Genomic DNA, 12,624 nt, shown 5'->3' on the forward strand with positions numbered 1-12,624 from the left:
CGTTTGAAATTATCGTTTCAGACGGCCTTTGCATCATAAGTTAGTTATACCCTATACTTCCAGATCTCCAAGGAACTATGATGTCAAAACAACTCACTTTTTATTTTATTCGCCATGGCCGTACCCAATGGAACGAACAAGAGCTTTTGCAGGGATCAGGCAATTCACCACTGACCGAACAAGGAATTACAGGAGCTCAGAAAACCGGGGCGGCGCTACAACAAGTAGAATTTACCGCTGCTTATTCCAGCATTTTACAACGTGCCATTGATACGGCTGGCCATATTATCGGTCAGCGTCCTATTCCTCTTTTTCAGCACTGTGGACTAAATGAGCAATCTTTTGGAAGTTGGGAAGGTATGCAGATCACTGACCTACGGAAGTTAACCGAATTTAAACAACTGACCAATGACCCGGCAGCTTATAAAGCATTAAGCAATGGTGGCGAAACCTTTGAACAATTAGCAGTACGTGCAATGGCCGCCCTTTACGATATCATTAAAGTACATCAATCGGGAGCCAATATTTTAGTGGTATCGCATGGCCATACCTTGCGGCTTTTATTATCCTTACTAGGCGGAGCGACTTGGGAAAACCATCGTGATGAGGGTAAATCCGTGTCATTGTTAAATACTTCGATCAGTATTGTGAAATACAATAGTGAAAGCGGTTTTCATATTGAGCAACTTAACGATGTAGCTCATTTACAATGATTACAACCATTCAACAATAATAAAAAGGTGGGCATTTTTACCCACCTTTTTTGCCATTAGCCGAACACTTTTTCCAAGTGTGCTTGGTAATCGGATAAGTATTGTTCTACTTGTGGATTTTTGATCACATCGTTACATAAGAATGTCGGCAGACGGGTCAAACCGATGAACTCATTGAGTTTGTGGAAGTGCATGTATAAAGCATCCACGCCTTTACCTTCGAAGAAATCGCCTTCGCGAGTAAAGGCTTCAATCGGGGCATTCCAAGTAAGCGAGAGCATGTGTTTTTTACCTTGCAACAAACCACCTGTGCCGTAGCCTTCAGTCGGATTGACACGATGGCGACCATCACTATGGTAAAGCTTGCCGTGTCCGGCGGTTAATACTTCGTCTATGTATTTTTTCACTGTCCAAGGTTCGTGCATCCACCAGCCTGGCATCTGCCAAATCACTGCATCCATCCATAAGAATTTTTCAATTTCTGCTTCAACATCATAGCCGGCATCAATCACGGTTTCTTTTACATTGTGTCCAAGTGCGGCCAAAACTTCTTTCGCTTTTTTATGAAGCGTGTGGTTCAACTCGCCATGTGAATGGCCGAAATTTTTACCGCCATCCAATAATAAAATATTCATCTTTTTGCTCCTACAACAAATAATTCTGAAAAATGAGGTCTTAAATTATGCCTTTTTACTGCATATTTTAAAAGTGCATTCACCTACACGTTATTTACAGACCATAAAGGAAAATTTCTCATATCTATAATTAGCATTCATTATTTCTCTTCAACCAAACAAGCCTCTTCTATCAACTCTCTAACCCAGCGATATGCAGGATCTTTATGTGTCCGTTCGTGCCAAATAAGGGTTTTGGTGAAGCCTTGAATTTCAAGGGGCGGTTCAAAGTGTTTGAAATTGTTTAAATGAATAATCAAGCGCTCAGGCACGACTACCAATAAATCGCTTTGTTCTAGTAATTCAGGCAAAACAATAAAGTTTTGTACCGATAGGCTGACATTTCTTTGTAGCCACATCGCTTTCAGGGCTTGGTCAATAACACCGCTGAAGCTGCCGCCATGATAGGAAATTAAGGCTTGCTCTCACTCACAAAATTGCTCAAGGGTAAGTTCTGTTTGTTGGGCTATTGGGTAATCGCGGCGAACGGCACAGATGTAGCGTTCATCATACAAATTTTTTGCGTGAATATCCGGTGCTTGGAAGTCTGGTGTCACCAGTGCAAAGTCAATTTACTGCTGTTCAAGCTGATTTTGTACGATGCTTTCGTTAATCGCCAGCACCACCACTTTAATTTTCGGCGCTTGGATTTTAGAAAGCCTGCCTAACAACCGCGTGCGTGTATTAACCGAAGAAAGCCAAATCGGCAAACTCGCCAAAGGCTTGGCAGAAACTGTGCCAAATCCAATGGTAAACGGCCATCAAGCATGGTTGGACGGTTTAACAAAAGCAGCGAAAAAATAAAGCAGCCTGCACTTTGAAAAACAAGGTGCAGGCTGCTTAGGGTAATGTGTCGTTTATCAATCCAGTTTCACGATTTCTCCGTCTTCCGGAACGTTCACACGGCTTTCAATGCCTTGACCGCGTATAAATTTACGCATATCGGCGCGGCTGACGGCGGTATGATTCACGGTATCCATGTGTACGGTGATGATTTTGGCTTTAGGCATGACTTGGCTGGCTTTTAATACATCAGCCGTCCCCATAATAATGCCGTCTGAAATACCTGAAATCAGCGCGTAGCCCGTGTTCATAATCAGATAATCGGGTTTGTAGCGGTTCAATGCTTTGTTTACATCTGCCGTCCACACAGTATCACCCATAATATAAGCGGTTTTGTGTCCGCTGCTTTGGAATACCACACCCATTGCATCGCCTAAGATTTCGGCTAGCTGCGGGTTGGTATACATGGCTTCTGTACCATGTACGCCACCGGTTTTGCTGATGGTTACGCCGTTGAAGACAGTGCTGCCGTTCAACACGCGTACATCAGTAAAGCCTTGGCTGCGGATTTTGGCAGCGTCAGCTTGGTGCTGCACATATACGGGCAGGTTTTTTGGAATGGAACGTGCGGCGGTTTCGTCCCAATGGTCTTCGTGAGTATGGGTAACGATAACTGCATCCACACCGTCCAAAATTTTATTCACGCTCATCGGCAGCCCGACCAGCGGCATTTTGGCTTGGTTATTGAACGTGCCGGGAAAGCCGTTCATGGAATGCTTGGGGGCGAAAAACGGGTCAACCAAAAACGTCTGTCCTGCATATTCGACCTTGGCGGTAGCATTACGGATATGTTGGTATGAATCGTCTGCCCAAGCGGAAAAGGCTGTCGCGCCCAAAACAGTGGCAAGAATAAATTGCTTGGATTTCATGATGTTGCTCCTTAAAAAATCATGTAGCGTATTTTAAACAGCAGGTGTATCGGCTAAAATAGGCAATATTGCCAACAAACGCAAGGATAGTGCCAAAATGTCGTCTGAAAACGAGCGTAACGAGTTTCGCCAAAATCAAACTGTCCCAAAAATCGTGCTATATGCTCAATCGGGCATGAATGATTTTGTCTTCAACATTCCCTTTTCTGTTTTTCAGACGACCTATCGGAATAATCCGCTCTTTGACCTGAAAATCTGTTCCGATGATAGCAAAGACGTCATCACGGCACTGGGCGCAAGCATTCCCATACACGGCGGCCTAGATTTGACGGAAGAAGCCGACATCATCGTCATCGCAGGCTGGCGCAACATTGAAGAAACCCCGACGCCGGAACTGGCTGAGAATTTACAGCGGGCAGCGAAACGTGGTGCACATATTGTCGCCCTATGCTACGGCTCTTACGCCCTTGCCTACACAGGACTTTTAGACGGCAGAACCGCCGCCACCCACTGGCTTGCCGAAGACGACTTTGTCCGCCGTTTCCCTAAAATTCATCTGGATACCAACCGCCTATATGCGGAAGACGGCAACTTTTTAACATCGGCAGGTGCGGCAGGCGGGTTGGATTGTTGCCTGTACCTCATCCGCAAAATCCACGGTGCAACCGTTGCCAACGACCTTGCCCGTACCTTGGTTGCGGCACCACACCGCGAAGGCGGGCAGGCACAGTTTATCCACCGACCTGTCGAACGTCGTACCGCCGATGACAAAATCAATCACTTATTGGACGAACTACGCCAAAACCTTGCCACCCCATACCGCTTGGACGATTTGGCAAAAAAATTAGCCGTTTCCCGCCGAACCTTTATCCGCCATTTTTCTCAAGCCACAGGTATGAATTTCGGTGAGTGGCTCACCACAGAGCGGCTATGGCAGGCGCAGGATTTGTTGGAAAATACGGATTTACCGATAGAACGCATCGCCGAACAAAGCGGCTTCGGCAGCGCGGCAAACCTACGTTTTCAGTTTAAAGCCAAGTTTAAAATCAATCCGAATGCCTGGCGGAAAGTATTTGGCCGATAGCTCGCGTTAGTCAATCTAAAATACCTGAGTGCGGGCTGCTTTGGAGGTCGTCTGAAAACCCAAAAAGCAGCCTGCACTTTTCAGACGGCCTTTTTTCTTTTTCAAAGAGTAGAGAAATTTCAAAGAGTTTTTATAAATCATCTTCAAAATCCAAACGCTTGTTCTATCCTAATCATTTATATTCAAAGATGACAATCTCAATCTCATCCTCGCCAATAGAGATAGCGGCTCTTATATGGATACAAGATGCCGTCTGAAAGTTGAGTTTCAGACGGCCTTTGTGTAATGTGAGCTTTCCTACCATTTTGCATTGCATCGATGAATCATACTTCCTCTACGATGTAAATTATGTAAACACTGTGTTGATGGTTTATCATAGCTAGCCTGCACCAAGTAATCATAAATACCGTAATATGTATAAAATCAAAAACCAATAAGAGAAAAAATGAATAAACAACAACTTGCAGCCAAAATTTGGCAATCTGCGAATAAAATGCGTTCCAAAATTGAAGCGAACGAATACAAAGACTACATCTTAGGCTTTATTTTCTATAAATTTTTGTCCGACAAACTGGAGAAATTTGCCCTTGAACAAGGCTTAGAAAAATCAAATTTTGCCGATGAGCTTACCGAATCTAACGGGGTGCTTGTCAACCATATCAAAAGAAACCTCGGTTATTTCATCAGCTACGAACATCTATTCTCAACTTGGCTAGCCCAAGGCTCGGATTTCAATATTGCCAACGTCCGCACTGCAATGAGCGCTTTCAGCCGCAATATTGCAGAAAACTACATCTCAGTTTTTGACGGTATTTTCAAAACCTTAGAATCCGGTTTGAGCAAATTGGGAGATACCGCCGCCAGCCAAACCAATGCGGTGAAAGACCTTTTCGTACTGATTGCCGATATTCCGATGGACGGCAAACAGGGCTATGACGTATTGGGCTTTATTTACGAATACCTGATTAGTATGTTTGCTGCCAACGCAGGCAAAAAAGCGGGCGAATTCTATACGCCGCACGAAGTATCTTTGCTGATGTCGGAGATCATTGCCGACCATCTCAAAGACCGTGAAGAAATCAGCATTTACGACCCGACCAGCGGCTCAGGTTCATTGCTGATCAACATCGGCCATAGCGTTGCCAAACATCTCAAAAGCGCTGACAGCATCAAATATTACGCACAAGAATTAAAAGAAAACACTTACAACCTCACGCGCATGAATTTGGTCATGCGCGGCATTTTGCCGAGCAATATTTTCACCCGCAATGCCGATACATTAGAAGACGACTGGCCGCTGGAAGGCGATCCGCTGTATCTGGATGCCGTAGTGTCCAATCCGCCCTATTCCCAGCCGTGGAATCCCAAAGACAAAGAAAGCGACATCCGCTACAAACGCTTTGGCGTCGCCCCGCAGGCAAAAGCCGATTTTGCCTTTCTATTGCACGACCTCTTCCACTTAAAACCCGACGGCATCATGACCATCGTCTTGCCGCATGGTGTGCTTTTTAGAGGTGGCGAAGAAGAGAAAATCCGAAAAAATCTGATTGAATACAATCATATTGATGCCATTATCGGTCTGCCTGCCAATATCTTTTTCGGCACTGGCATTCCCACCATCATTATCGTTTTACGCCAAGAGCGCGAACGTAACGACGTATTGATGATTGACGCCTCCAAACATTTCATCAAAGTGGGCAAAAACAACCATTTGCAGGCAAGTGACATCAAGCGCATTGTCGATTGCGTGACCCATCGCCGGGAATTGCCTAAATTCTCCCGCATTGTGCCGAAAGCCGAAATTGTGGCAAACGGCTACAACCTCAACATTCCGCGCTATGTCGATTCCGCCGAACCGACGGAGCAATGGGATATTTTCGCCACCATACACGGCGGCATTCCCAAAGCCGAGCTGGCACAATTCGCAGACTACTGGGCAGCCTTTGACGGTTTACAGACGGCCTTATTTACCGATAACGGCACACCTTATGTGCAGCCGAAAACCGACAATCTCAAAGCCGCCATGCAAAGCCACGCCGGCGTGCTGAATTACCAAGCGCAATTTGCCCAAAACTTTGCCGATTTCCCCGCTCGCTTGGAAACCCTGCTGATTGAGCCGATGGAAACGCTCAACATTTCCCAAACCCAGCAGCAACTCGCCGAACTTATTCGGGAAAAAGTACAGGCAATGCCCTTATTGGATTTTTATACTGCCTATCAAAAACTCGATGACCTATGGCGCGCCGATGTGGCAGGCATTGCCGCCGATTTGGAGATGATCCAAACCGAAGGTAAACAGGCAATTAAGCAGGTTGATCCTTTTATGGTGCTGAAAAAAGACAACAAAACCAAAAAAGAAGCCGAAGTACAAGACGGCTGGGTGGGGCATATTCTGCCGTTTGAATTGGTGCAGGCCGTCAAACTGCCACAGGAATTGGCAAACCTGAAAGCCAAAGAAACCCGTTTAGAGGAAATTGCCGCCGAACTACAGAGTATTTTAGATGATTTGAGCGAAGAAGAAAAAAGTGGACCTTATGTCAATGACGATAATGATGCATTTATTGCTAAAGAAATTGCTGCTTATTTCAAAGTAATTTATGCAAGCGTTACAACAGAAGAAACAATCGCATTAGAAAATTACCTGGAATTATTGTCAAACAAGGCTAAAAAGGCTGAAAAATTAGCTTTTATTGAATCAAATAGCGCAGTTAATTGGACAAATATTCAAGCTTCTAAAGATGGAACTTATGGCAAGACTAATGTGAGCAATTATTTAAAATCATTACGGCATGGCTATGAATTTCCCGAAGAGAGCTTAGAAAGTAAGTTGTTAAAGGCACAAGAGTTATTAGCTGAAGAAAAAGACATTAAAGCCGATATTAAAGCAGACAGTGCCGAGCTTCACAGCAAAACCAAGGCCGCCATTGAAGCCCTTAATGATGCCGAAGCCCTCGATTTGCTCCGCCAAAAATGGTTTGTTCCGCTCAATGCGGCGATGTTCAGGCTGCCTGAAAACATGCTGGCACAATTCAGCCAAAAACTGACCGCACTTTGCGACAAATATGCCGACACCTATCAGCACATCAGCCAACGCAAACAAGAAAGTGCCGCCGCACTGGCACAAATGATGGACGAACTCACCGGCAGCGAGTTTGATTTGCAGGGCATTGCCGCATGGCAGGCGATTTTGAAAGGCTAAGGGGACAAAATGAATAAGCAACAAGAACCACGTTTGCGGTTTAAAGATTTTACGGAGGTGTGGGAAGAAAAGGTATTGGGAGAAATTCTGAGCGTTAGAAATGAATTTGTTGATTCAAGTTTATATGATTTAGATGTTGAATTAGAAAATCTCATTAGTAATTCAGGTATTTTAGTTGGCGATACGTCAGTTAGAACACAAACAACCTCATCATTTCGGAAAGGCGATATTCTTTTTGGTCGTTTACGACCGTATTTGAATAAATGGTGGCTTGCTGAGAAAGATGGTGTAAAAAGTGGAGAAATTTGGGCTTTGGAAACAAGTTCTAAATATTCCAATTCCTTTGCCTATTTGCTAGTGCAATCTAGAAAATTTTTAGAAACAGCAAATGTTACGTCTGGCACTAAAATGCCACGAGCAGATTGGCGAAGTTTAACAGCAATTACATTTAAGTCCCCATCTAAACCCGAGCAAACCCACCTCGGTTTGTTTTTCAGTCGTTTAGACAGCCAAATTGCCGAGAGCCGTGCGGTGTTGGAAAAAAGCCGTCAGCTTAAAAAGGCAATGCTGGCAAAAATGTTCCCCACAAACGGTGAAAAAATACCGGAAATCCGCTTTAAAGGGTTTGAGGGGGAGTGGGAATCTAGGAAGTTGGGGGAGATTGCTTTCAAAGTGAAAGAAAAAAATATCGCTTATCAATATGCGGAAACTTTTACTAATTCTGCTGAATTCGGAATTATCAGCCAGCAAGACTTCTTTGATAAATCAATTTCAAATTCAGAAAATATAGGTGGTTATTATGTTGTACAGCCTGACGATTTTGTGTACAACCCAAGAATTTCTAGCTTCGCTCCAGTTGGTCCAATAAAGAGAAATAAGCTAGGAAGAACAGGCGTAATGTCTCCGCTTTATTATGTATTTCGTCTAAATGATGAAATTAAACCTTCTTATTTGGAACAATATTTTGAAGGTAATCAATGGCATCATTTCATGTATTTGAATGGTGATACAGGAGCAAGGTCTGACCGATTTTCTATCAAAAACGATGTTTTTGCGGAAATGCCAATCTCTTTTCCTGCGAACAAAAACGAACAAACTCAAATCGGTAATTTCTTTCGCCAATTAGACGAAACCATTGCCTTACAGTCGGCAGAAGTCGAAAAATTAAACCAACTCAAAAAAGGGCTGTTGGCGGCGATGTTGGTCTAGAACGGGCATTCCTGCCCATGATTGAGGCCGTCTGAAAAATTGTAGTAGCGCCCTTACGGAGAAAAAGAATGTTTAATAAAGAAGCTGATTTTGAAAAAGCACTGATAGCCTTGCTGGCCACCAAAAGCTGGGAAAAGGAAGTGTTGCGCTATCCCACCGAAGAAAAGTTAATTGCCAACTGGCAGGAGCATTTGAATAAAACCAACCAACATATCGACAAGCTCGATGTGCCGTTGCTTCGCACGGAAATGAACCAGATTTTGGAGCAGGTGCAGGCATTGAAAACGCCTTATGCGCTAAACGGCTTTATCAACGGCAAAACGGTGGCCATCAAGCGTGAAAATGAGAAAAGCCGTCATTTCGGCAAGGAAGTGTCGCTGGATATTTTTGACCGTGAGGAAATTTCTGCCGGCAAAAGCCGCTATCAAATTGCCCAACAACCTCGTTTTTCTCCCCGTTCGGATTTATACCCTAAGCAGCGCGGCGATTTGATGCTGTTAATCAACGGTATGCCGATGTTTCATATTGAGCTGAAGCGTTCAGGTGTGCCGATTAGCCAAGCGACCTATCAAATTGAGCGATACCATGAGGCAGGCGCGTTTTCGGGCATTTTTAGCCTGGTGCAGGTGTTTGTGGCGATGACGCCGGAAGAATGCCGCTATTTTGCCAATACCGGCGGTCCATTAAATCCTGCGTTTTATTTCCGTTGGGCGGATTTCAATAATGTGTATATGAACGATTGGGATAAGGTGGCGACGCATTTCCTCTCGATTCCGATGGCGCACCAGTTTATCGGCGATTACACCATTGCCGATGCGAAAGACGAGCAGCTGAAAGTGTTGCGCAGCTATCAGTATTATGCAGTCAACAAAATTGCCGACACGGTGGCAAAAACAGATTGGACTTCGGGCAATCAGCGCGGCGGCTATATTTGGCATACCACAGGCTCGGGCAAAACGATGTCGAGTTTTAAATCGGCGCAGTTAATCAGCCGTCGCAAAGATGCGGATAAGGTGATTTTCTTGCTCGACCGTATTGAGCTGGGCAAGCAATCTCTGGAGGAATATCAGAATTTTGCCGATAGTAAAGATGATGTGCAGGCAACGGAAAACACCGCCATTTTGCTCGCCAAGCTGAAAAGCAAACAAGACCGCGACCGCTTAATCGTTACCTCCATTCAAAAAATGAGTAATATCAAGGCGGAAGAAGGGGTAAATGAGGCTGATATCGAGCAAATCAGTGGTAAACGTTTGGTGTTTATCGTTGATGAAGCCCACCGTACTACTTTTGGCGATATGTTGCTCACCATTAAGCACACCTTCCCCAATGCGATTTTCTTCGGCTTTACCGGCACGCCGATTGAAGAAGAAAACGCTAAGAAAAATTCAACCACTGCCACGGTTTTCGGTAATGAATTGCACCGATATTCGATTGCAGACGGCATTCGTGATGAAAATGTGCTGGGCTTTCACCCCTTCCATATCCGCACCTTTAAAGACAGCGATTTACGCAGATCTGTCGCTTTGCAAGAAGCCAAAGCAACAGATGAAAGCGAAGTATTTGCCGATGACCAAAAGAAAAAAATCTACAATCAATTTATGAATGATGTGCCGATGGCGGGAGAATATACTTCAGACGGCAAATATCAAAAAGGCATTGAAGATTATATACCCAATGTGCAATATCAAACGCCGGAACATGTGAATGCAGTGATTGACGACATGCTGGAAAATTGGCAACGCCTCAGCCAAGGCAAAAAATATCATGCCATTTTTGCCACCAGCTCTATTCCCGAAGCGGTCAATTATTACCGCCTAATTAAAGCCAGAATTGCTGAGAAAGCCAGAATTGCTGAGGAAGCCGGAAATTCTGAGGAAGCTAAAAAATCCTTGCCGAAACTGACCGCCCTTTTCGATCCGAATATTCTTAACGATGGGCAAGGCAACGATAAGGAAAAATGGATTGCCGAAATTTTGGAAGATTACAACGCCCAGTTCCACACAAATTTCGGCTACGCCACTTATTCCCGATTTAAAACAGATTTGTCGGATAGGTTGTCGCATATCAATGCGTATAAGAGAATCAAGCCCGACGAGCAGCTGGATTTGTTGATTGTGGTCGATCAGATGCTGACAGGCTTCGACAGCAAATGGCTCAATACGCTCTATTTAGACAAAATTTTGGATTACGCCAACTTGATTCAGGCGTTTTCCCGCACTAACCGCGTATGCGACAAAACCGATAAGCCTTTTGGGTTAATCCGCTATTACCGCAAGCCGCATACGATGCAACGCAATATTGAGCGAGCCGTAAAACTTTATTCGGGCGACCGCCCAATGGGGCTGTTTGTCGATAATTTAGATAAAGTTATCGACAAAATGAATGTCTGCTTTGCCGATATTGCCGATATTTTCAAATGGGCAGGATTAGAAGATTTTTCAAAAAACCCCGATGATACAACCTCATGCGCAAAGTTTGTCAAACTATTCAATCAGCTCAATGAGCACTTACAAGCTGCTCGGCTCTTGGGCTTTTCTTGGGAAAAATCAAGCTATGATGTGGTACAGGAAGACGACAGCGTGATCACTGCCACACTCAATTTCGATCAAGAGACTTACGATAAACTGCTGGCTCGTTATAAAGATTTATTTAAAGAAAGTTCAGGCAATGGTGGCGGTAGCGATGATGTGCCGTTTGATTTGCGTTCGCACATCAACGAAATCGAAACCGACAAAATTGATCAAAATTATATGAATGCCCGTTTTGAAAAATGGCTTAAAACCATCGGCGGCATAGAAGAAGCTGCTGCACTTGAGGAGCTACACCACTCTTTTGCTACGCTTTCTAAGGAAGATCAAAAATTTGCTGAGTTGTTTTTACACGATGTGCAATCCGGCGATATCAAGCTTGATCCAAATTTAGCATTAAGTGATTACATCACCACGTACAAACAAAAAGATGCCAATGATAAAGTGCTAAAAGTAATTAAAGGTTTAGGGCTAGATGGAGATTTGCTACGTGCGATGCTGGCAAGAAAATATACCAGCGAAAATTTGGACTTAGGCAGACTAAATGACCTAAAAGCAACAGTCGATAGGGAAAAAGCCAAAGTTTATTTTAACGAAGAACGTATATTTTATTTAAATATACGGATTGATGAATTTCTAAGGGAACTAATTACAAGATAGTTATTACCTATTGAAAGATATTAAATAATCATCAAGTTAGCATATCTCTACCTGAACATTAGCCCCCTCACCTACCCAACTACAAAGGCTGGGCCAAATCGTTTTCCGTGTTGTAGCTGATAAAATCCTGCTCATAAGGGAAATGGACAACCCGCGCGCGCTGTTGTTGCAACCAGCCGCGGATGCTGCGCATTCCTGAATAAAGGTATGGCACGGTGCTTTGCAGGATTTGCGGACGGATAAACATCACGCTGTAATGCGGTCTGGACGGGGTTTCAACGTAAAATGCATTGCACAACGGCGTGCGTTTGGCGATAGTCTCAAACTGGGAAACCAAGTTTTCCGGCAAACGCGGCATATCGCAGGAGACGATGAGCAGCCAGTCTGCAGTAGCAATTTGCAAATCGTTGGCGGCGGTACACAAGGCGGCTAAAGGGCCGTAATGCTGCCATTGGCGCGCATCCGAGAAAACGTGTGCGCTGCGTTGGGCGTAAGATTCGAGATTGCGGTTGGCACTGATGGCGATATGGCTGACTTGCGGGCGGATTTTTTCGATAACGTGGTCTATCAAGGCTTTATTGTGCCATTGCACCAACCCTTTATCGACACCTCCCATCCGGCTTCCCTGCCCGCCGGCCAATATCAGTGCAAAAATTTTCATTTTGGTAGTCCTTTGCAAAGCAGAGTGTGTAAGTGTTATTCGCGATGTTGTATTTATGGAATAAGTTTTAAGGCTTCAGGCCGTCTGAAACCTGGCTTTGTGATTTAATTCACTTAAGATGAATTTTATCATAACATGATTTTACATTAAACCCCTGTTTTTTCTTATCATAACCATACAATTA

11 protein-coding genes are annotated in these 12,624 nt (G+C 44.2%); 6 read left to right on the forward strand and 5 right to left on the reverse strand.

Features of this window, described 5'->3' with window-relative positions:
* The first annotated feature begins 80 nt into the window (after nt 1-80).
* Nucleotides 81-713, forward strand: a complete 633-nt coding sequence (locus ACTHTG_RS00150; protein WP_440360407.1) for a histidine phosphatase family protein — start codon at nt 81-83, stop codon at nt 711-713.
* A 56-nt stretch (nt 714-769) separates the two neighbouring features.
* Here the strand turns inward: ACTHTG_RS00150 and ACTHTG_RS00155 are convergent, their stop codons facing one another.
* The 3 genes from ACTHTG_RS00155 to ACTHTG_RS00165 all read right to left on the reverse strand — a co-directional run bounded on the left by ACTHTG_RS00155 (nt 770) and on the right by ACTHTG_RS00165 (nt 1,959).
* Entirely contained in the window at nt 770-1,348 is a 579-nt protein-coding gene (locus tag ACTHTG_RS00155) for an NAD(P)H-dependent oxidoreductase (protein WP_440360408.1), read from the reverse strand.
* A gap of 140 nt (nt 1,349-1,488) precedes the next feature.
* Nucleotides 1,489-1,746 (reverse strand): hypothetical protein, encoded by a 258-nt coding sequence (locus ACTHTG_RS00160; RefSeq protein WP_234394575.1) that lies wholly within the window; start codon nt 1,744-1,746, stop codon nt 1,489-1,491.
* 66 nt (nt 1,747-1,812) lie between these two features.
* Nucleotides 1,813-1,959, reverse strand: coding sequence for a LysR substrate-binding domain-containing protein (locus ACTHTG_RS00165; RefSeq protein WP_440360516.1), 147 nt, complete (start codon nt 1,957-1,959; stop codon nt 1,813-1,815).
* Nucleotides 1,960-1,987: 28 nt separating this feature from the next.
* On the opposite strand from ACTHTG_RS00165, the gene ACTHTG_RS00170 reads away from it, so the two are divergent.
* Complete coding sequence (locus ACTHTG_RS00170) at nt 1,988-2,191, forward strand: hypothetical protein (protein ID WP_107723258.1); 204 nt, start codon at nt 1,988-1,990, stop codon at nt 2,189-2,191.
* A 56-nt stretch (nt 2,192-2,247) separates the two neighbouring features.
* Here ACTHTG_RS00170 and ACTHTG_RS00175 read toward each other — a convergent pair whose 3' ends face one another.
* Nucleotides 2,248-3,099 (reverse strand): MBL fold metallo-hydrolase, encoded by an 852-nt coding sequence (locus ACTHTG_RS00175; RefSeq protein WP_440360409.1) that lies wholly within the window; start codon nt 3,097-3,099, stop codon nt 2,248-2,250.
* A gap of 97 nt (nt 3,100-3,196) precedes the next feature.
* On the opposite strand from ACTHTG_RS00175, the gene ACTHTG_RS00180 reads away from it, so the two are divergent.
* The 4 genes from ACTHTG_RS00180 to ACTHTG_RS00195 all read left to right on the forward strand — a co-directional run bounded on the left by ACTHTG_RS00180 (nt 3,197) and on the right by ACTHTG_RS00195 (nt 11,779).
* On the forward strand, nt 3,197-4,183 hold the full coding sequence (locus ACTHTG_RS00180) for a GlxA family transcriptional regulator (RefSeq protein ID WP_440360410.1): 987 nt from the start codon (nt 3,197-3,199) through the stop codon (nt 4,181-4,183).
* Nucleotides 4,184-4,628: 445 nt separating this feature from the next.
* Nucleotides 4,629-7,382: a type I restriction-modification system subunit M gene (locus ACTHTG_RS00185; protein WP_440360411.1), complete on the forward strand. Its 2,754-nt coding sequence runs from the start codon at nt 4,629-4,631 to the stop codon at nt 7,380-7,382.
* Nucleotides 7,383-7,391: 9 nt separating this feature from the next.
* Entirely contained in the window at nt 7,392-8,591 is a 1,200-nt protein-coding gene (locus ACTHTG_RS00190; RefSeq protein WP_234395826.1) for a restriction endonuclease subunit S, read from the forward strand.
* Nucleotides 8,592-8,659: 68 nt separating this feature from the next.
* Complete coding sequence (locus ACTHTG_RS00195; RefSeq protein ID WP_440362627.1) at nt 8,660-11,779, forward strand: type I restriction endonuclease subunit R; 3,120 nt, start codon at nt 8,660-8,662, stop codon at nt 11,777-11,779.
* Between the two features lie 79 nt (nt 11,780-11,858).
* Here ACTHTG_RS00195 and mobA read toward each other — a convergent pair whose 3' ends face one another.
* Nucleotides 11,859-12,440: a molybdenum cofactor guanylyltransferase MobA gene (gene mobA / locus ACTHTG_RS00200; RefSeq protein WP_063075735.1), complete on the reverse strand. Its 582-nt coding sequence runs from the start codon at nt 12,438-12,440 to the stop codon at nt 11,859-11,861.
* Between the last annotated feature and the right edge of the window lie 184 nt (nt 12,441-12,624).

Source organism: Neisseria sp. P0017.S009 (assembly GCF_051957375.1).
In the GTDB taxonomy this organism is placed as follows: Bacteria; Pseudomonadota; Gammaproteobacteria; order Burkholderiales; family Neisseriaceae; genus Neisseria; species Neisseria perflava.

Excerpts from the sequence above, each read along its gene's own strand:
- ACTHTG_RS00150 (WP_440360407.1), top strand. The coding sequence starts at position 81 with ATGTCAAAACAACTCACTTTTTATTTTATTCGCCATGGCCGTACCCAA.
- ACTHTG_RS00155 (WP_440360408.1), bottom strand. The coding sequence starts at position 1,348 with ATGAATATTTTATTATTGGATGGCGGTAAAAATTTCGGCCATTCACAT.
- ACTHTG_RS00160 (WP_234394575.1), bottom strand. The coding sequence starts at position 1,746 with ATGTGGCTACAAAGAAATGTCAGCCTATCGGTACAAAACTTTATTGTT.
- ACTHTG_RS00170 (WP_107723258.1), top strand. The coding sequence starts at position 1,988 with ATGCTTTCGTTAATCGCCAGCACCACCACTTTAATTTTCGGCGCTTGG.
- ACTHTG_RS00175 (WP_440360409.1), bottom strand. The coding sequence starts at position 3,099 with ATGAAATCCAAGCAATTTATTCTTGCCACTGTTTTGGGCGCGACAGCC.
- ACTHTG_RS00180 (WP_440360410.1), top strand. The coding sequence starts at position 3,197 with ATGTCGTCTGAAAACGAGCGTAACGAGTTTCGCCAAAATCAAACTGTC.
- ACTHTG_RS00185 (WP_440360411.1), top strand. The coding sequence starts at position 4,629 with ATGAATAAACAACAACTTGCAGCCAAAATTTGGCAATCTGCGAATAAA.
- ACTHTG_RS00190 (WP_234395826.1), top strand. The coding sequence starts at position 7,392 with ATGAATAAGCAACAAGAACCACGTTTGCGGTTTAAAGATTTTACGGAG.
- ACTHTG_RS00195 (WP_440362627.1), top strand. The coding sequence starts at position 8,660 with ATGTTTAATAAAGAAGCTGATTTTGAAAAAGCACTGATAGCCTTGCTG.
- mobA (WP_063075735.1), bottom strand. The coding sequence starts at position 12,440 with ATGAAAATTTTTGCACTGATATTGGCCGGCGGGCAGGGAAGCCGGATG.